This is a genomic window from Ruegeria sp. HKCCD6604 (assembly GCF_013110635.1).
Lineage (GTDB): Bacteria > Pseudomonadota > Alphaproteobacteria > Rhodobacterales > Rhodobacteraceae > Ruegeria.
This window is the reverse complement of sequence record NZ_WVQW01000001.1, coordinates 376,096-395,271: the sequence shown is the minus strand read 5'-3', so window position 1 is coordinate 395,271 and position 19,176 is coordinate 376,096. Positions and strand designations below refer to the sequence as shown.

At 54.6% G+C, this 19,176-nt stretch carries 19 protein-coding genes and 1 tRNA gene; 8 read left to right on the top strand and 12 right to left on the bottom strand.

Annotated features, from left to right (window positions below; all coding sequences use genetic code 11):
• Positions 1 to 29: 29 nt before the first annotated feature.
• Both GS614_RS01970 and xerC read left to right on the top strand, forming a co-directional pair.
• Positions 30 to 106 (top strand) — tRNA-Arg (locus GS614_RS01970).
• 75 nt (positions 107 to 181) lie between these two features.
• On the top strand, positions 182 to 1,528 hold the full coding sequence (xerC, locus tag GS614_RS01965; protein WP_171725381.1) for a tyrosine recombinase XerC: 1,347 nt from the start codon (positions 182 to 184) through the stop codon (positions 1,526 to 1,528).
• Positions 1,529 to 1,720: 192 nt separating this feature from the next.
• Here xerC and GS614_RS01960 read toward each other — a convergent pair whose 3' ends face one another.
• From GS614_RS01960 to GS614_RS01930, 7 genes are all read right to left on the bottom strand, one after another.
• Positions 1,721 to 2,920: a hypothetical protein gene (locus tag GS614_RS01960; protein WP_216601081.1), complete on the bottom strand. Its 1,200-nt coding sequence runs from the start codon at positions 2,918 to 2,920 to the stop codon at positions 1,721 to 1,723.
• 212 nt (positions 2,921 to 3,132) lie between these two features.
• Positions 3,133 to 3,450: a hypothetical protein gene (locus GS614_RS01955; RefSeq protein WP_171725380.1), complete on the bottom strand. Its 318-nt coding sequence runs from the start codon at positions 3,448 to 3,450 to the stop codon at positions 3,133 to 3,135.
• Positions 3,431 to 3,670 (bottom strand): hypothetical protein, encoded by a 240-nt coding sequence (locus tag GS614_RS01950; RefSeq protein WP_216601080.1) that lies wholly within the window; start codon positions 3,668 to 3,670, stop codon positions 3,431 to 3,433. The genes GS614_RS01955 and GS614_RS01950 overlap by 20 nt, the downstream gene beginning before the upstream one ends.
• A 238-nt stretch (positions 3,671 to 3,908) precedes the next feature.
• The gene (locus tag GS614_RS01945; RefSeq protein ID WP_171725378.1) at positions 3,909 to 4,760 is read right to left on the bottom strand and encodes a hypothetical protein; all 852 of its coding nucleotides are present in this window, start codon (positions 4,758 to 4,760) and stop codon (positions 3,909 to 3,911) included.
• Between the two features lie 600 nt (positions 4,761 to 5,360).
• Positions 5,361 to 5,912 carry a recombinase family protein gene (locus GS614_RS01940; RefSeq protein ID WP_171725377.1) on the bottom strand — a complete coding sequence of 184 codons (552 nt, stop codon included), beginning with the start codon at positions 5,910 to 5,912 and terminating at the stop codon, positions 5,361 to 5,363.
• Positions 5,913 to 6,453: 541 nt separating this feature from the next.
• Positions 6,454 to 7,155, bottom strand: a complete 702-nt coding sequence (locus GS614_RS01935) for a hypothetical protein (protein WP_171725376.1) — start codon at positions 7,153 to 7,155, stop codon at positions 6,454 to 6,456.
• A gap of 391 nt (positions 7,156 to 7,546) precedes the next feature.
• Positions 7,547 to 7,849: a hypothetical protein gene (locus GS614_RS01930; protein WP_171725375.1), complete on the bottom strand. Its 303-nt coding sequence runs from the start codon at positions 7,847 to 7,849 to the stop codon at positions 7,547 to 7,549.
• Between the two features lie 239 nt (positions 7,850 to 8,088).
• On the opposite strand from GS614_RS01930, the gene GS614_RS01925 reads away from it, so the two are divergent.
• Positions 8,089 to 8,421: a hypothetical protein gene (locus GS614_RS01925; RefSeq protein ID WP_171115883.1), complete on the top strand. Its 333-nt coding sequence runs from the start codon at positions 8,089 to 8,091 to the stop codon at positions 8,419 to 8,421.
• Positions 8,422 to 8,476: 55 nt separating this feature from the next.
• Here GS614_RS01925 and GS614_RS01920 read toward each other — a convergent pair whose 3' ends face one another.
• Entirely contained in the window at positions 8,477 to 9,046 is a 570-nt protein-coding gene (locus GS614_RS01920) for a DUF882 domain-containing protein (RefSeq protein ID WP_152458006.1), read from the bottom strand.
• A gap of 351 nt (positions 9,047 to 9,397) precedes the next feature.
• Here GS614_RS01920 and GS614_RS01915 point away from each other — a divergent pair, with 351 nt between their 5' ends.
• Genes GS614_RS01915 through GS614_RS01900 form a run of 4 tightly spaced genes read left to right on the top strand, consistent with a single transcriptional unit; the run spans position 9,398 to position 13,639 of the window.
• Positions 9,398 to 11,005, top strand: coding sequence for a murein L,D-transpeptidase (locus tag GS614_RS01915; protein WP_171725374.1), 1,608 nt, complete (start codon positions 9,398 to 9,400; stop codon positions 11,003 to 11,005).
• A gap of 34 nt (positions 11,006 to 11,039) precedes the next feature.
• On the top strand, positions 11,040 to 12,131 hold the full coding sequence (gene lpxD / locus GS614_RS01910; RefSeq protein WP_171328386.1) for a UDP-3-O-(3-hydroxymyristoyl)glucosamine N-acyltransferase: 1,092 nt from the start codon (positions 11,040 to 11,042) through the stop codon (positions 12,129 to 12,131).
• Between the two features lie 32 nt (positions 12,132 to 12,163).
• Positions 12,164 to 12,421 carry an acyl carrier protein gene (locus GS614_RS01905; protein WP_171204768.1) on the top strand — a complete coding sequence of 86 codons (258 nt, stop codon included), beginning with the start codon at positions 12,164 to 12,166 and terminating at the stop codon, positions 12,419 to 12,421.
• Positions 12,422 to 12,430: 9 nt separating this feature from the next.
• Complete coding sequence (locus GS614_RS01900; RefSeq protein ID WP_152458002.1) at positions 12,431 to 13,639, top strand: beta-ketoacyl synthase; 1,209 nt, start codon at positions 12,431 to 12,433, stop codon at positions 13,637 to 13,639.
• A gap of 51 nt (positions 13,640 to 13,690) precedes the next feature.
• Here the strand turns inward: GS614_RS01900 and GS614_RS01895 are convergent, their stop codons facing one another.
• Positions 13,691 to 14,269, bottom strand: a complete 579-nt coding sequence (locus tag GS614_RS01895; protein ID WP_171115889.1) for an invasion associated locus B family protein — start codon at positions 14,267 to 14,269, stop codon at positions 13,691 to 13,693.
• 448 nt (positions 14,270 to 14,717) lie between these two features.
• Here GS614_RS01895 and GS614_RS01890 point away from each other — a divergent pair, with 448 nt between their 5' ends.
• Positions 14,718 to 16,265 (top strand): helicase HerA-like domain-containing protein, encoded by a 1,548-nt coding sequence (locus GS614_RS01890; protein ID WP_171725373.1) that lies wholly within the window; start codon positions 14,718 to 14,720, stop codon positions 16,263 to 16,265.
• A gap of 32 nt (positions 16,266 to 16,297) precedes the next feature.
• Here the strand turns inward: GS614_RS01890 and GS614_RS01885 are convergent, their stop codons facing one another.
• The 3 genes from GS614_RS01885 to GS614_RS01875 form a co-directional block, all read right to left on the bottom strand.
• On the bottom strand, positions 16,298 to 16,552 hold the full coding sequence (locus GS614_RS01885; protein ID WP_171115893.1) for a hypothetical protein: 255 nt from the start codon (positions 16,550 to 16,552) through the stop codon (positions 16,298 to 16,300).
• A gap of 181 nt (positions 16,553 to 16,733) precedes the next feature.
• On the bottom strand, positions 16,734 to 18,047 hold the full coding sequence (locus GS614_RS01880; protein WP_171725372.1) for a branched-chain amino acid ABC transporter permease: 1,314 nt from the start codon (positions 18,045 to 18,047) through the stop codon (positions 16,734 to 16,736).
• Positions 18,044 to 19,054, bottom strand: coding sequence for a branched-chain amino acid ABC transporter permease (locus GS614_RS01875; RefSeq protein WP_171725371.1), 1,011 nt, complete (start codon positions 19,052 to 19,054; stop codon positions 18,044 to 18,046). Before GS614_RS01875 ends, GS614_RS01880 begins: the two co-directional genes overlap by 4 nt.
• Between the last annotated feature and the right edge of the window lie 122 nt (positions 19,055 to 19,176).

Sequence of the window (19,176 nt, the reverse complement as noted above, 5' to 3'; positions counted from 1 at the left end):
GATTGGAACAAGGTTAGCTAACGGCCAAGGCACCTGTAGCTCAGCTGGATAGAGCGCTGCCCTCCGAAGGCAGAGGCCAGAGGTTCGAATCCTCTCAGGTGCGCCACTATCGCTATATTTCTAAGGTTTATTGGGCAAAACAGCCGCTTCTGTACCACTTTTGCAGGAGTTTAAGTACCACATGGCTATCGTGATGAAGATCAAGTATCTCGACAAACTCAAGGAAGGTTTCCGGTTCAAGCGGAGGTTCCCTAAGGACGTTGCTCAGGTCACCGGAAGAGAGTTTTTTCAGGCTCGGTTCGCAGTGAAGGAAGAGGGGCCTGCTCTGCTCCGTGAACATGCCGCCTTGCTGAGAGATTTTGAGGATACCGTCAGGGCTGCCAGAAGGCAGGCTACAGGGTCGGAAGAAGTGCCACCTAGAGAGAGATGGTATCGTGCCCTCACAGAAGCTGAGAGGCTTGTCGATGAACTGCCTGATGAAGACCTCAGGGACATCCTAGCAGATGAGATGCACAAGCTAGGGTCTGACCCCATGCTGCTCAAAGCCATCCGTGACCCTGAGGCTAAACCACCAGCAGTCACTTTGGCAGATGCGAAGGCTGTTTATGAGACAGAAAAGGTGAGGGGGAAAAGGTCCGCACAACAACAGTTGGACCGAACATGTAGACGAATAGAAGATGTCCTTGGTCCACTTGACCAAATGAAGCTGACTGAACTGAAGAGGGAACAAGCTCGCCATCTTCGAGACCAGATGCTCAAGATGCACACCACACCAAACAAGCTCCTTTCTCCTTCATCTGTAAAGCGGGAATTGCGGATTGTCTCCGCCATGGTCAATGTAGGTATCAAAGAGTTTGACCTCACCAATCAAGCAGCAAACCCCTTCCAAGGCCTTGAGGTCCACCAAGGGGAAACCCTCGCAGAAGAGAAAAGGCTGCCTCTCAGTATGGACCAAATGCTGGCCATGAGTGCCCGCCTGAGGGACCACGCTAGGTCACCCGATCTGTTCCTGATCTGGGATATACTCATCGACACTGGCTGTCGTCTTGCAGAGATAACTGGTCTCACACTGGACGATGTCCATCTCAATGCTGACATCCCTTACATCGACATCAAACCTAACTCCATTCGCTCCATCAAGACCAAGGTTTCAGTCCGTAGGGTGCCCCTCAAGGGCCGTGCTTTGGGAGCTATTGAAAAGGTGATGAAGAGCAGGGAATGTGCTGCTGGCAATGACCCCTTGTTTCCGTCATATGGCCGTCCTCGGGGGGCTGACAGTGCGTCTCAAGTGTTGATCAAACACCTTAGAACAATCACCCCAGACAGCAGGCTCACTGTCCACTCTACTCGCCACGCCATGAAAGACAGGCTCAGGCTTGCCAGCGTTGATCCAGTGGTCCAGAAGTTCGCGCTGGGTCACGCGGTTTCGGGTGTTGGTGAGACATATGGTGGGCCTGAGGCTCGTTTGAAGCTGGTATCTGAGGCGTTCGACGCAGTGAACGAAGACCACCAAAGCATTGGGTCATAGATCACGGGGGCGGCCTGATCGCTTTAGTTCCAAACCTTGCGCCATAGCGTCCAATTCTATGGCTCCGACTTTGAGGGTTGCGAGTGGACCCTTTGGGCTTTTCCCAAGGGCTTCCCCGCCAAGGTGGCGACTGAACCCTATTGTTACTTGCAGTTATTCATCGGGGGCGTACACACCGTTAATGCGGTATTTTCACCGTCCCGGACGTCGAATACGCGGCTCGATACGCTCCGGCACATTGTAGGCTTGAACCGTGATGGAAATTTCGCGGTTTGGGTCGTCTTTATGGCCGAAAAGGTAGGTCCAGCTACTTTCGGAGCGTTGCTCTACCAGCTTCTTGAAGTTTGCGTGGCTCGACGTGCTGCTGGAAATCTTCTCAAGAACGCCGGTGAAGTCTTTGTTTCGACTAAACATCAGGACAGCGGCCTTAGTGTCACGCCAACTCAAATAAGAAAGCACTTGGTCCAACGTTTCGAGATATGCTTTCTCACCTGTCCAGAACTTGCATTCACCAATGAAGATGTTTCGACCTTCAGCCTTGATTAATATGTCGGTTTTGCCCTCGTAGTTGAATGTTTCTCCGGTGGCATCGCCGACGTAGTGGCCATTCAACTGAACAAGGAAGTGCGTTCTAAGGCTTTCTTCGTCAATTTCTCGGAAAGCACCGGGGCTTTGTTCCATTACGCTAACCATGTTCTCGAGCACCGTGAGTATGTGCTCGTAGTCTTCGACGGTAAGCGTCGGTTCGGGCTTGTAGGGAGCGCGGGAAGCAGAAGGTTTCGGCGTGGACGGGCGGATTTTCCTCCGCACCTGCGGAGCGGCGTATGTTTCAGCAGTACCGGGGCGTTGCTTCATTTTGAAGCCCAAGCCTGCGACCAACGATTTGTCCTTTAGAAGTTTTTCCTTGCGCCGTTCAATAGTTTCCGTCGCAAGTGCCTCAAGCGCGGCGTTGTAGCCATACGCGTCGTTGCGCAGCCATTCAAGGTATTCGTTTAGTCCAGCTATACGCCTGTCGATTTCGTCTTTCACACGGTCTTGCGTTAGGTCCGTCCCGGAAATGGTGAACTTAATTACGTTCTCGGTAACTGTACCACGCGGTTTTACTGTGCTCCAAGTCGTGGGTTGAATTTCGAAACCAACCTTGTTGCCGGAGTAAGGAATTTCAACGTCCAGTGCGGTGCCGGTTATGTAATACGGGCGCGAGCGATCACGTGTCCACCGGTTACTATTGCGGCTGACGTCGACTTGGGTTTCACGTTGATCCACCTCAAGGTCTTCTGGATGAATGGTTGGCGCTTCGAAAGCGTATTGGTCCGCATAATAGCGGGCCAAGTCAGTTGTCGATGTATTCAAGAGTTCGTCGCCGTCCATGGTTTCAATCGATGATACCATCCGCGCCTTCCAGGCATCTTGTGTAGAGTGCCAGTCCCCTTGATTGAAAAGTAGATCAGCTGGCCCTGAATTGTAGCCTCGCATCGTAATCTCGCATATTTTATGAACTCTTGTGACGAACTATATGTAGGGTATAGCTTAATGCCAACGCACAACTTGCATCTTTGAACCGGCAAAATAGGGCTACATTATTGTGCGTTGTGCGTCTTTGTTCATTTGCGTTCGGTCAGGGCGATTACGCCAAGTTCGACTAGATGGGAAAGTGCTTCGCTCTGAGAGACCTCTCGGTCCAACTTCTTAACCATGCGTTCCCGCACGGTGTTGACCGTAGCCACCACCTCAGGGCGCACTCTCATGCTTGCCCAGTGGTCCTGTCGGTCAGCCCAAGGGGCCAGTTGTCGGTCAATCCTGTCGTGTCCTAAGCGGATACGAGCGGTCGACCTGAGACGTTTCGTGAACGCTCTGCGTTTCTCATAGCCAATGCGGCGCAACCGCTTGTCGGCCACTCGGTTATTGGATGAGTGTTCCATGGTCTTTCTCCATAATTTCTTTGGCTGTGTCCCGGTCAATCATCCAATCACCGGAAGGCATCACGCCCTCAGCAATCATTGACATCTTGGCCTTAACCATCCTTCGCACAGCGCTCGGTGATACGCCTGCCGTCCGCGCTATTTGGTGGCGTGAGTTCGGCTTCTTACTCAGCACGAGTAACCATGCCGCCTGCACCTGCATCTGCTTCTCAAGTGTCATCTTGTTCATTCCTTTTGTCGTTCTTCTCTGTGTCGACGTGTGAAAAGGGGCGAGACTTTCGGACCATATACCAATGGTACACCTTAAGGCCCCTTCACTTTCGCCAAGTGTTTGTTTTTATTGAGATCAGGTTTTCTGAAAGGCCCTTTACCTGTACCATTTGGGGACAGCTAAACTCCCCCCTTGGCACCTATGAAGGCACACCTCAGGCGGCTTCAATTGGGGCTATTCTTGGGGTTCAGAAATCTTCATCACCATCGCCTATCAAGGCGCTAGGTTGTTCGTCATCGGTTGCCCCAAGCCAGTCCATGACCTTGTGCATTCGGTTCTCGCCTACAGTGGCCTGAATGACCTCCGCGAGAAGTTCATCATCATACCAGCATTCACGCCTTAGGTTGCTGCGAAGTTGGCTTGAGGCCCTGGCTATGAACTTGCTTCTGGCCTCACCTTCAAGGACCCTCCCGGTTCCCCTAGTAGGTGGGCCATCAAGCTCAGCGTTGATCTCTTCAAGCGTTATGTCCACTTGCTGGATGAACTCCATCTGCAGCTTCCATGTCGGCTTAGGTGTCTCCGTGAGTTCCCCTGAAGTGTGCCTGAGGAAGACCTTACGCATCCGCGCTACGGTGGTCGTCCCGACACCTGTCTCGGTGGCAATCTGGTTCTTGGATAGGTCGGTCAATCTCACCAACTTCCAAGCCGCATTGGTCCGTTCTGTCTTGGACAGTCCCGCTTGTTTTTGCTTGTTATCCCTGACGGTCGCGATCAGGGCCTCAGTCAGTCCCCCGGTGACCACTTCGCATTCTATCTCAGCGGTGCATCTGGACCCCTTACGGCTCGGCTTAAAGGTTCTCTTGAAGGCGGCCAGACGGTGGTGTCCGTCCACCACGATGTAGTCCATACCATCATGCCAGACTTTGATCGGGGGAGGAGGGCTGTGGGTCTTGGGGTCTCTCTTCCACGCTGTCCATGCGCGGGCGAGTTCATCCACATTGTCGTGGTTTAGTAGGACGAAACGGACATTGAACCTGTCGTCCTGTTTGATCTGGTCTGCCCGTATTTTCACTGTTGGCGGGCTGCTGCTTTGGTTCATCATTGAACTCCTGTTGTCTGCTTGGACCTGTTGGTCTCATGTGCTTGTGAGGCTGTGTGCAAAGTATGTTTTCAATCGATCACGCCCCAATGCACAGGAGCGTCAAAATGATTTGACGGGACCAAAGTCCCGCCAGATCACAACAACGACGAAAGGAAACACACCTGAGGTGTCCGTTAGGTTCCACTTCGGGGCAACCCAAGGGGCACATCACGGAATATGCTAGGGCGAGACGTCCAGCGCATAGGACGCCCCACCACAGACGGTCTGCTATCAGTCATCCTCGACGGACGTTGATAACGCCACGCTGACATCACCTCGCCTTTCCATGAAACGAGGCAATTCGGAAAACTTGTGTACGGCTATAGTGGGGGTCGTTGCTTAGCCTTTGGCCTTAGGCAACTTTTTCTACGACCTTTCAGCGGCGCTCTAAGGCTGACGAGCATTTGCTTACGGCTATAGTGTGGGTGATTTGGCCTTGGTGGTCATTTGCTTACTGCTTGTATGGGGGTGTATTGGGTTTCTGGCGTCACTCAAGTCACCGTTGCGTCCCCCTTAAGGCCCCCAAAATAAGGGCCTGCGAGTTACATAATCCGCGCTTCAAGCCGCCCCTTTAGCCAGCCTGTAGACGGTCGCTCTACTGACCTTGAAGTCCTTTGCAATCTGGGTCGGCTTATCGCCTCTCTGGAACGCTTCACGGATGGCGGATGCCTTGTCCTCATCCATGGCAGGGCGGCCCTTGAACCTCCCCTCAGCTTTGGCTTTGGCAATCCCTTCACGCTGCCTCTCAAGCATCACCTCACGCTCAAACTGAGCAACAGCCCCAAGGATGGTCTCAAGCATCTGTGCGGTGGCGCTGTCGTTCATCATGGGCATGTTCATGATATGCAGACCAACGCCCTTGTCAGAAAGCCGCTTGCGGATGTCGATGAGGTCAGGGACCGAACGCGCCAGACGGTCCAGCTTGGTGACGACCAGAGTGTCCCCTTCACGGGCAAAGTCTATGGCTGCCTCAAGCTGGTCACGCTGCCTAACGCTGCTCACCTGCTCGGCAAACACCTTCTCACACCCATGGTCTTTCAACTCACGCTGCTGCGCCTCAAAGCCTGCAATCTGGTCTGCTGTGGACGTCCGTGCGTAGCCGATGAGCATGTTTCTGCCTCCGAGAGTGTATCATTTACCTTCTAGGTTAAGTAAGAAAGTGTGTTTTAAGCGTCAACCCCACTTAAATGAGACAGTATCTGAGGGGTCGGCACTTGTCTTGTTACACTCCGGTCAAATGAGACACGGATGTTCAGGCTGCCTTACGGTGGTTCGTGAAGGTCAGGGCATAGTGTCCAGCGTCAAGGAACACCTCGCCCGGTCCTTCTCGTGTCACCTAAAAGGGAACTGAACGGGCCTCGCGTTCGATGAGCAAGTCAAAAGGACCAAAGCGAAAGTCAAAGATGATCATGGGTCGTTACCTCAAAAACGTTGTGCATCAGGAGCGATGCGCGCTTAACTTGGCCCAGCGACAAAAGACATTCTACCCAATGTTTTTATTGCATTTAATGGAGCTTCCCGCAGGTGGAGAGAGTTGGTCCTGAGGTGGCCCCACCGGGGGGGTATGCGCGGCACTGTATATAATCTCCGGCACTCAGAATTTTTTGTCGGAAGTTTTCAAGGAACCTCTCGATAGAGGGTGGTTTGACCTTTAAGCCTTCAGGGCCTCGGCGTGCTGAATGGCTTCCATTATCTTCTCTGACGGCACAATAATGGCAATTCCAGTGTTAATTCGAGAAGGGCTTAAATCGTCATCCAGACTAACTTGATCTTGCCGCGAAAGGAACTCATCATAGTGCCCGTGAACGAGACCCAGTAGGAAAATCATATCTGACGTTGCTTGCTTAACTTTCCCGCCAATCCTTCGAGTTACGCCAAGGTTTAGGAAGGCTGGTGAGCCACTTAATCCACCAATAGAACGGACTTCGGCAAGGTACGCATCAATCTGGCCAATCTGTGTTGTCACAGTGACTTCATTCATTGCCGCTAGGTTACCGACCCTCACAATTGGTATGTTCCTGCTGTCACCCGTATGATGCTTGAACAGGCCAGTGATAATCATCTCATCACCGGGGCCCGCTTCATTTTCCTCAAATGTAGACTGAACCGCAAAAAAGCTCGTCCCTAGTGAGACATGGTCGTGATGAGGTAGAAGACCTGCACAAAGTACCGAAACGTCCACTGTGTGATCTGGATGATGAACCCAATTTGCCAGTTCGCTAGAGAGCCATTCTGACTGTTGGCTCTTTGTGTTCAGGCGGACGAATACCTCCTGAATTCCCTTTCTTCTCATGCCCTCAATTACGTGGCGCGCCGTTACGTAGTAGCTACTATTTTTGTCTTCGAACGTCACGAAAAAGCACGTGCCAGCAAAGTGAAATTCGCCGTCGACAGTCCTATAGCCGAGAAATGCAACGCATTTTCTTATCTGATCTGGGAGTTTCAAAATGGCGAACTTTCTGTAAATCGTAGCCGACTGAGTTATGCTTTTTTGTGTGGGAACCCTCTACTAAGAAATTAATTCCGCGCGCAAGCTGACTGGTGGTGTGACCAAAAGCCCCAGAAGGTACCCGTTAGTCCGCATACTATCAATTTTCTTACGCGCGACCGTCGCAGAACATCCCGGCCAAGCCTGTCGTTGTATATCTCGCTGGCGATGCCTTTGTCGTTGGGCCACCGGGGTGCATGTAATCAAGTCGTCCCTTGACACGCTCTGTACCACTTCAGTACCACTTCAATCATACTCAGCGGCTGACGCACCCAATGAAATAAGGGACTTCGCGGAGGTTGGATTTGCACGAGAGCCATCTCAGGTGCGCCACCATCGCCATATTTCTAAGGCTTTTTGGCAAAACAGGAACTTCTGCGCCGAATTGGCAGAAGTTCGCGGGCCACATGGCCGTCGCTAATGAAGGACAAGGGTCCTGCGCTGGTCCGAGGATATGCCGCAGAATAGCGTCATTCAACATCTGACCGGCCAGGAATTTTTTTGCTTTCGCGTTTTCGGTTTCCAGCGCCCGAAGCATCTTGGCTTCCAACAGTTCCAACCCGCATCTGCTGTTGAAACTACGAAAGGTGTCCTGGCTGATCCCCTCTCGGGATATTTTCAACGCTAATACCCTTTCGGGCCATGGATAGTGTCTGCACGCCTCCGTTTTTCGCCCGCTTGCCACCACCCTAACAATCCTGACAATCATTTTGAGGCTTAACCCCTCAAGCAGTGGTTTTTTTGATGTACACTTTCCGAACGAGGCTGGCGCGCGTCAGTTCAAATGGAGGAAGGAATGTGAAAGTCATCTCTTCAAATAAGAAGCTGATAATCGTTGTCGTGATTGTAGCACTATTGGGTAGCGCGATTACCGGGGTTTCAGCTTCAAGCGTTTTAGGATGGATCGTGGTCGCCGTAATTCTGGCGTTTATCCTTGGAAAGCTGACCGATGATGAAGAACCCGAAAGCGATGATGATTCAGAAAGCGACAATGCTTCCGGTTCCAGTGTTCCCACTGACGTCGGTGATGAAAAGTCTCGTGAGACCAGCAATTCCACTGCGGCGACAGCATCCAGCAATGACACCGGAGGCGGTGATGCCGGCGGCGGAGGGGGAGACGCGGGGATGTAACTGGCCGCCCCAGTCAAACCCCTGTCATATAAGCCGAGATCGTAAAGTCGCTGTCTTAGCCGCGCCAGGTGCGGACGACACCGCAGTCCATATGCACGAAATTGGACCCGTAATATTGACCTACACCGCCGGCCCGGCATGACATAGCAGCCTTAGCCATCTGCGAGACGGAGCGGGAAGACAGGCGCAGGTCTGCCGCTTGTCCCTTCATGTGAAGCGATTTCCGGGCGACGCCGCGAGAGCGGGCGCGGAGCATGGCGTTGGTCTGGGGGGAGCGATAGCCCGACAGCAACATGTAAGGTTCGTTGACATCCAAAAGGTTGTGTGATGCCGCCATGATATCAATCGTGCGTAAATCGATGGATTTTACGTGATCCGTGCGCCAATCGCGCATGAAATGGTTCACTTCTTTGACAGCGTCCTTGATATATTTACCATCGACCCAATAAATCATGTCCAACCGTTCGCCCGTGCGACCGGAATACATGCGAATGCGACGGATATCGCCGCCGCCGCGCAAAAAGCCTGCTGCTTTGGAGTAGGTGGGTGCTGCTGCGACTGCTGTTGCTGCAAACGCACCCAATAGGGCACGTCGGGTCAAGCCCGAGGAACTGCTCTTGGTCATTTTGGTTCGTCCCGTACTGTTCCTGCCTGCGCACGATGTTACGCGCGCTGTCTTAATTTTTTCCCATCCCAGATGCGGAATTTATGACACAATCGGATTCGACGGCCAAGAAGTGTTTCATAGTCACCTTTTCAAGGGGGAATTTTCGGCAGATTTTTGCGCAAATGTCACAGCCGAGCGCAGAATAGTTGCAGGTGTGAGCTGCGCATCACCGGGCCGATGCAAACGCGCATCAGGCGACAATAGAAGCAATTCGGTAAGGAATTTGTGAATAGACAAGTCTGCGCAGTCAAACTCATAGTTGTTCGACGCACATATCATCAACCAAGCCATTGATTCCAAGGCCATCCAATGCTTTCTGTTTTCCGAACCCGTACCAGTATCCTGCTTGCCGCCTGTTTTGCGGCCACTGCCAGTATGGCAAACACCACTTCTGAACCTGTGCACAACACGGCGTTTCAGATGGCCGTTGCAGAACATACCCCACGGGAATCGCAGATCGCAGAGTTTTACCGGACAAACGGGTTTTCGCCGATTTGGGTGGGTGAATCCGATGAGCATATGCAACGCCGGGCCGCATTGATCCTGGCACTGTCACATGCGCATCTGCACGGTCTGCCGCAGGCTGATGCCACTGTTTCATCCTTGATTCAGAAAATGCAGGATGCACGCTCGACACGCGACCTTGGCGCCGTTGAGGCTGAACTGAGCAGGGTTTTCGTGGATTTTGCCGACGCATTGTACTCGGGTTTTCTTCGGCCCGGAAACATCGACGACGGGCTTGTTCGGTCGGTGGATCGTCGCAGCGCGGCCGAGCATCTTAACGCCCTGAACACACATGGCGCCGCGTATCTTGCGCAATTGGCTCCTCAAACCCGTCAGTACCGGGCTCTGATGAAGCATAAACTGGCGCTTCAGGATTTGGTAGATCAAGGCGGTTGGGGGGCGACTGTCCCGGAAACCAAGCTGGAATACGGTGATACCGGGCCCAATGTTGTAAAGCTTCGCAATCGGCTGGTGTTGATGGGCTACATGAAACCATCGGCCAGCCCGTCTTTCGACGCCGCGCTGCTGGAAGGGGTCAGGGCCTTTCAAATCGCGCATGGATTGGAACCCGATGGTGTTGCAGGCAAGGGCACGATTGCCGAGTTGAATCGCCCCGCCGTGGACCGGCTCAAGGCTGTTTATGTTGCTCTGGAACGAGAGCGCTGGTTGCCTCGGGATCGCGGCGCACGTCATATTCTTGTCAACCAGACAGATTTTTCGGCAAAGATCGTGGATGACGGGCAAGTCACGTTTGAAACCCGTGCGGTGATCGGCAAGAACACGCATGATCGCCGCAGCCCGGAGTTCTCGGATGTGATGGAACATATGGTGATAAACCCCAGCTGGTATGTTCCGCGCTCGATCATCACCAAGGAATACCTTCCGAAGCTGAAAGCGAACCCCAACGCGGTCGGTCATATCCAGATCACGGACAGCAGGGGGCGGCAGGTCAATCGCGGGGCGGTTGATTTCAATCAGTTCACCGCGCGAAGCTTTCCTTTTGCGATGCGCCAGCCGCCCAGCAAAAGCAATGCTTTGGGGCTGGTCAAGTTCATGTTCCCCAACAAGTACAATATCTATCTGCATGATACACCTCAGAAAAGCCTGTTCGCGCGTGAGGTGCGGGCGTTCTCGCACGGCTGCATCCGATTGGCTCAGCCTTTCGAGTTTGCCTATGCATTGTTGGCCAAACAGGAAGAGGACCCCAAAGCATTCTTTCATCGTGTTCTGAACACAGGAAAGGAAACCAAGGTTGATTTGGAACAAAAGGTTCCGGTCCACCTGATCTATCGAACGGCATATGTCGGTCCAAAAGGCGAGGTGCAGTATCGCCGCGATGTCTATGGCCGGGACCGCAAGATTTGGGAGGCCCTGCAAAAGGCAGGGGTGGCCCTGCCGGACGTTCAGGGTTAAGCACAGGGCAAATCCTGCCAAAAGGAAGCCCGAGATGCAGTTTACCATTCAGCAAATCGCCGACGCTTTGGGTGCCGAATGCCAAGGCGATGGTGGCCTGACGATCGTGCGGGCGGCCGAGCCGGGCGATGCCGGACCAACAGATCTGGCCATGGCCATGTCACCGAAATACGCCGAAGCGCTTTCGAAAGGGGAAGCGCGCGCCGCCGTTCTGTGGGAAGGCGCGGATTGGCAGGCAATGGGGTTGCGAGCGGCCATTTTCGTGAAGCGTCCGCGCATGGCGATGGCGGGGATCACCGCAATGCTGGATCGCGGGCAAGGGATTGAACCGGGCATTCACCCTTCCGCAGTGATCGATCCAACGGCCGAAATTGGACCAGATGTGGCGATAGGACCTCTGACTGTTGTTGGTGCTCGGGCGCGAATAGGTTCGGGCTCGGTCATCGGTGCACACTGCGTGGTGGGAATGGACGCCATTCTTGGCGAACAGGCCCTGTTGCGCGAAATGGTTAGTATTGGCGCGCGTGCACAAATCGGGGATCGGTTCATCGCGCAACCCGGTGCAAGGATTGGCGGCGACGGGTTCAGTTTCGTAACGCCCGAGGTCTCTGGCGCTGAGCGCGCCCGCGAAACGTTGGGTGATCAGGGGGACGCCAAGGCCCAAAGCTGGCTTCGTATTCATTCTTTGGGCGCGGTTGAGATCGGTGACGATGTCGAGGTTGGCGCCAATTGCACCGTCGATAATGGAACCATCCGCAGCACGCGGATCGGTGACGGCACCAAGCTGGATAATCTTGTCCATGTCGGACACAACACCCGCGTCGGGCGGGATTGTCTGCTGTGCGGTCAGACGGGTGTGTCCGGCTCGGTCGAGATCGGCAACAACGTTGTTCTGGGTGGCCAGACCGGAGTGGTCGACAATATTTTCATAGGGGACGGCGTCATTTCGGGCGGGGGCACGAAGATTCTGTCAAATGTGCCCGCCGGGCGCGTCATAATGGGGTATCCGGGCATCAAAATGGAGACCCATACCGATGTCTACAAGGCGCAGCGGCGACTGCCCCGAATGGCACGCGACGTTGAGGCACTGAAAAAGGCTGTTTTCAAACAGACCCCAAGCGATTAAATCATCGTCAAACTGAAAATCAGGGGATCGACATGAGCATCAGCGACCGCGTCATCGCAATCATTGCAGAGCAGGCCGTGCTGGAGCCATCGGATGTGACGCCCGAAAGCACGCTGGAAGATCTGGGAATCGACAGCCTTGGTCTGGTCGAAAGTATTTTCGCCATCGAGGAAGAGTTCGACATTTCAATTCCGTTCAACGCCAACGAACCCAAGGCCAACGATTTTGACATATCCAATGTCGCTGCGATCATTGCCGGGATCGAAAAGCTCGTGTCGGAAAAGGTCTGACTGACGCTCATGAAACGTGTTGTCATTACCGGCGCAGGTACGATCAATTCACTGGGCCATTCGGTTCCTGACACCCTTGAAGCCATGCGCGAAGGCCGTTGCGGCATCTCGGAACTGGAATTTCGGGATGTTGATCGGTTGGCCATCAAAATCGGCGGGCAGGTTCGCGGCTTTGAGGCTGAAGGTCGGTTCAACCGTCAGCAGATGTCGTTGTATGACCGGTTCACTCAGTTCACTCTGACCGCCGCCAAAGAGGCCATCGATCAGTCCGGCATCGAGTTTCACGGAGAGTTGGCCGCAAAATCAGGTGTTGTTTTGGGGACCGCCGGCGGTGGCGTATCGACCTGGGATGACAATTATCGCTCGGTTTATGAGGACGGAAAGAACCGGGTACACCCGTTTGTTGTTCCCAAACTCATGAACAATGCGGCGGCCAGCCATGTTTCCATGGAACACAATCTCAAAGGCCCCAGCTTCACCGTGTCGACCGCCTGCGCGTCGTCGAACCATGCCATGGCTCAGGCCTTTCAGATGGTCCGAAGCGGTATGGCCCCGGTCATGATCACTGGCGGATCCGAATCCATGTTGTGCTTTGGAGGCGTCAAGGCCTGGGAAGGGTTGCGCGTCATGTCCAAGGATGCGTGTCGACCGTTCAGCGCCAATCGCAACGGAATGGTACAGGGCGAAGGGGCCGGTATCTTTGTTTTCGAGGAATACGAGCACGCCCGCGCCCGTGGCGCCGAGATCATGTGCGAAGTCGTTGGTTTTGCCATGTCGTCGGACGCGGCCGATATCGTGATGCCCAGCAAGCAAGGGGCTTCAAGGGCCATGTCAGGTGCCTTGGCCGACGCCAGATTGAATGCAAGCGATGTGGGCTATATCAACGCACACGGCACCGGGACGGCCGCGAATGACAAAACCGAATGCGCCGCCGTTGCGGATGTTTTTGGGCCCCATGCTGACGACCTGATGATATCGTCGACCAAATCCATGCATGGTCACCTGATTGGTGGAACCGGCGCGGTGGAACTCTTGGCATGTATCATGGCGCTGCGGGACGGTGTGATTGCACCCACCATCGGATACGAGGAACCCGATCCGGAATGCGCGCTTGATGTTGTGCCGAACGAGGCTCGGGAAGCCAAAGTTGACGTCGCGCTCAGCAATGCGTTTGCTTTCGGCGGGCTGAATGCGGTTTTGGCGTTGAAGCGAATTTAATCAGCGAAGCGCCGCCGCAATCGGTGCGGCGGCACAATCGTAAACGCACCCTCAGTTCGCGTTGACGGTCAGAGTGTCATAGCCGGACGTAAAGCCGGACAACGACATCTCCATCTCCAGTACCTGATCAGGGAAGCGGGCCGGAACCAGCGAGAAGATCGCCTTGGTGCCAGCTTTCATTGCATCGATATCGCCTTGGCTTAGGCCCAGCTGTGCGACGCAGCCAACAGGCAGGCAATGATGATAGTTGTACAACTTGCGGGGCGCACCATCGATGGACAGGGCGAGCTGAGCTTGCAGCAGTGTTTCCAACGGAACGATCACATTCGCCCATGCAACTGCCGCGCCGCCCTCGGGCAGTCTTCCAATCGACACCTCAGCTATCGGATCACCCTGGTTGCCCTTCAGAATCTGGACGATGGCGCACGGGTCTTCGCCTTGCTGCGCCTTGATGCAGGACAAGTCCCAGTCGCCGAACTTTTCCTTGACGAACTGTTCTCCGGGGCGCGGGCCTTCCTGACCCAAATCGAGACCGTTGTCCGGTTCGGATGTCGTTGTGTCCTGCGCATATCCTGCGCCACATAGAAGAATTGCCGCCACTGTACTTAGCGAGAGGATTTTCTTGATCATGAATGCCTCGACTTGATGCTTGAGCTTTTTGCTTCGTTTAACACTCTTCTGAACTGGTGTCAGGCACTAACAGAACGCCATGTCTGAACGTGAACGGATTCTTGCCAGAACACCAGAAACCAACTGCCCTGAGACAGAAAAAGAGAGCTGTATAAGCCAGCTCTCTTTTCCAAAAGGTTCTCCCCGTCGGACTGGCCGACTTATTTATGCGCAAACCCTACGAAAGGGGCGCAGACGGGTCAACAGCTATCCTCAAATTTTAATATTACGGTCAGAACTTTGAAACCAAATTCGAACCTGCAAAAAAGCCGTGCCCGAAGGCACGGCCAGTCGACAGGGAGGAAGTCTGCCCCACGTGAGGGAAACAAACGCGGGGCAAATTGACTATCGCAGTCAAAGGTTAACTTTGTATGCTGGTCACGGATCGGTGAAACATAAGGCAATGTTAATGGGCAAGAATATATTTTTGGGTGGCGGAGGCGAAGGCTATGGCCAGCCGCAGGAACTGGCGCTGAAATATGCGAACCGCCACGGGCTGATTGCCGGCGCCACCGGGACCGGTAAGACCGTAACGTTGCAAATCCTCGCGGAAGGCTTTTCCCAAGCCGGGGTTCCGGTGTTTTTGTCCGATGTCAAAGGTGATCTGTCGGGCCTGGCTTTGCCCGGAAGCGACGCGCACAAACTGCAACAGGCATTTATGGATCGTGCCAAACGCATTGGGTTCGACGATTTTTCCTATTCTGCCTGCCCGGTTGCGTTCTGGGATCTTTTTGGCGAACAGGGCCATCCGGTGCGGACGACGGTCACTGAAATGGGCCCTTTGCTGCTGTCCCGGTTGATGGAATTGAGCGAAGCGCAGGAAGGCATCCTGAACATCGCGTTCCGCGTGGCCGATGAAGAGGGAATGCCTCTTCTGGATCTCAAAGACCTTCAGGCGCTGCTGGTCTGGATCGGCGAGAACCGGGCCCAGCTTTCATTGCGATATGGCAATGTATCGACATCTTCGGTCGGTGCGATCCAGCGGCGTTTGCTGGTGTTGGAAAACCAGGGTGGAACAAAGCTGTTTGGCGAACCCGCGCTGGATCTGTCCGATCTGATGCGCACCGATGAAAACGGGCAGGGGATGGTGAACATCCTTGCCTCGGACAAACTGATGGCCGCGCCACGGCTGTATGCGACGTTCCTGCTGTGGCTGCTGAGCGAATTGTTTGAAGAGCTTCCCGAAGTCGGTGATCCTGAAAAACCCAAGCTGGTGTTCTTCTTTGACGAGGCGCATCTGCTGTTTGACGGCGCTCCGAAAGTGCTGGTGGACAAGGTCGAACAGGTTGCCCGCCTGATCCGGTCCAAAGGGGTGGGGGTCTATTTCATCACCCAGAATCCCGCCGATATACCCGAGGATATTCTGGGACAGTTGGGCAATCGCGTTCAGCACGCTTTGCGGGCGTTCACGGCGCGTGACCGAAAGAACCTGCGTCTGGCGGCGGAAACCTATCGCGAAAACCCCTCCTTCGACACCGAAGCCGCAATCCGCGAGGTGGGCGTCGGTGAGGCTGTCACGTCGATGCTGCAGAAAAAAGGTGTTCCCGGAATTGTCGAGCGCACATTGATTCGTCCGCCGGGGTCCCAGTTGGGGCCTATTTCCGATGCCCAGCGGCGGGCCATTCTCGATGCCTCTCCGATGGCGTCGAAATATGACAATGGTATTGATCGAAAATCGGCCTTTGAAATCCTTCAGGCCCGGGCTGAGGCTGCCGCCAAGGCCGCTGAACAGGCAGAGGCCGATGAAGTGCTGGAGGCACAATCACCGATGGAGCGAGAATATTCTTCGGCTCGCAGATATTCGGGAAGCCGGGTCGGCAGATCCTCGTCCCGGGTGCAGCGCCGGAAAGACACGTTTGCATCGGCGATGACCGACGCGGTTATCAAAGAACTGAAAGGAACGACCGGACGCCGGATCGTTCGTGGTATTCTGGGTGGATTGTTCCGCAACAGATGACGGAACGGCGCCCATCACGGGCGCCGCAATGTTTACTTCAGACGACGCTGGCCTTCCTGACGGCAGTAGGCGTCAGCCTCCGGCACGGACATTTTTGAAGCCGGGAAGTCAATCGCCCGGTCCCAGGTCACCCGGTCGTGACGGTATAGCTGACAGGTTACGACACCTTTGGGCGTTTGAACCTTGACGGGAGTTGTCTCAAGTTCTTCCGGTGTGGGAATGCAGGCGGTTGTTACGATGGCAACAACCGGAAACAGAAGCAGTGTCTTGAACCGTGGTGCTTTCATTTTTGACTCTTTTCAAAACGTGTAAATGATCGTTACAGATCGGTGTAGACGGATGTGAGTGCCGGCGACATACCGCAAAAAGAAAACACTGCGGTGTGTCCGTTTATTCAAAAAATCGTTAAGAATCAAGAAACCGCGCCGGATGAGAGGCGCGGTTTCGCTTATTGAAGGTGGAAGTGATCTATTTCTCTGGGATCAGCCCTCTTGGGCTGAATCTGAGAACAATCAACAAGATCAGACCCATCGTGAACAGGCGCATATGCGCGGCGCTGTCCAGCAGGTGGGCTTTCAATGCACTTCCGTCCGGCAAGCCGGCGGTAATGACATTCATCAGCCACAACCCGATCGGTTCAACCTGAACCCACAGAAACCAGATCAGGAATGCGCCCAGAACGGCCCCGAAGTTGTTGCCCGAACCACCCACGATCACCATCACCCAGACCAGAAAGGTAAAGCGCAGCGGTTGATAGGCGCTTGGCGTCAACTGGCCGTCCAGCGTTGTCATCATCGCACCCGCGATACCGCAAATGGCCGAACCCAGTACGAATATTTGCAGATGACGACGGGTGACATCCTTGCCCATGGCCTCAGCCGCCACTTCATTGTCACGGATTGCGCGCATCATCCGGCCCCAAGGGCTTTTCAGCGCCATCTGAGCCATCCAGAGCAGAACCAGAAGCACGATCAGGAACAGCAGCGAATAACCGAGTTTGACCGAAAGAGTGGATGCAGTGACGGGGTCCAACCCCAACCATTCGGCCCGCGCCAGAAAGGCCGGGTCGTTCTGCAAATCCACTTCGTAGCCCACAACGGGGGACGGGCGAGGGATGCCGTAGACATTCTTGACGCCCCGGGCCAGCCAGTCTTCGTTTTTCATGACGGCGATGATGATTTCGGCGATCCCCAATGTGGCAATCGCCAGATAATCCGAGCGAAGGCCCAGCGCCGTTTTACCGATCAGCCACGCAGCACCCGCCGCCAGCAAACCGCCCGCCGGCCAGGCCAGCAGAACGGGTAGGTTAAGACCTCCGATATTGCCGGAAATCGCCGGGTCGATGGCCTCGACCGCCGCAATGCTGGGATCGAACACCGCGCGATAGACAAAAAAGCCCACGACAAGAACGGCGATGATCGTCAGGGTTTGCACACGGCCTTTCGGCAGCTTTGTTGCCACCAGAACGGCGGCAACAACTGTCGCGGCGCCCAGCAGCAAAGACAGAACGATGCCATAACCTCCGGCAGCCCAAGCACCGGGCGTGGGCGGCGTTGAAACCAGTACGACGGCCAGACCGCCCAGTGCGACAAAGCCCATCACGCCCACATTGAACAGACCGGCAAAACCCCATTGCAGGTTTACACCGATCGCCATGATGGCGGAAATCAGCCCCATATTCAGGATCAGGATCGCGGTGTTCCAGCTTTGCGTGAAACCGGTCAACAGGATCAGGCCACCGACAATTGCGAACAGCAGCGTGTTTTTGACAGAGTCGGTCATACGGCCTTTCCCTTGAAAAGTCCCGTGGGCTTGAACAGAAGCACAATCAGCAGGATGACAAAGCTGACCGCGAATTTGTAATCGGTCGAGAGGAGCTGGACCAAACCTGACGGCGCCAGACTTTCAGGCGACACATAGGTCAGCACCTTCTTCCAGGCGTATGTTATCGTCACTTCGGAAAACGCGATGATAAACCCGCCTGCGATGGCGCCCAGAGGATTGCCCAAACCACCCACGATGGCCGAGGCAAAGATCGGCAGCAGAAGCTGGAAATAGACGAAGGGTTTGAAGCTTTTGTCCAGCCCGTAAAGAACGCCAGCAGTTGTGGCCAGCGCCGCAACGATGATCCATGTGATCATCACCACACGTTCCGGGTTGATGCCTGACAACAGCGCCAGATCCTCATTGTCCGAATAGGCCCGCATCGACTTGCCGGTGCGCGTCTTGTTCAGAAACCAGAACAGCAGCGCCACGGCAACAACGGCCACGATCACCGTGATACCTTGCGACGTCTTGATGGCCAGACCCTCACGCAGACCGGTCATCGCCTTGAAATCGCGTGCCGAAACAATGAACCGAGCCCCATCCGAAAACCGTTGGTCATCCGGCCCGATGATAAACCGGACAAGGCCGTTCATGATGAACATCACGCCCATGGAGACGATCACCAGAATAACGGGCTTTGCCTTTTGTTCACGGTAGAATTTGTAGACCAGCCTGTCGGTGATCAGCACCAGCACGATACAGCCCAGGATGGCTAAGGGCAGGGCAAGCAGGGCGGTTGGCAACGGTCCAAAGCTGATTCCGGCTGCCTGCAACCCCCATGTGACCAGTACGGCGACCATCGCGCCAAAGGCCATGGTGTCACCATGGGCAAAGTTCGAAAACCGCAGGATGCCGTAGATCAGGGTCACGCCAAGCGCGCCCAATGCCAATTGGCTGCCATAAGCGACCGCTGGCACCAACACAAAATTCGCAAGCGCAACAAGCGCGTTGAGTAGATCCATTATTTCTTCTCACTGTCCGGGTGCGGCTTTATGGCATGACGGCGACGAAAGACACAACAATTTGGAACATGATTTTTAGGGCTTTATGCATGTTTTTTATGCCGTTTTGCAGGCTTCGGACA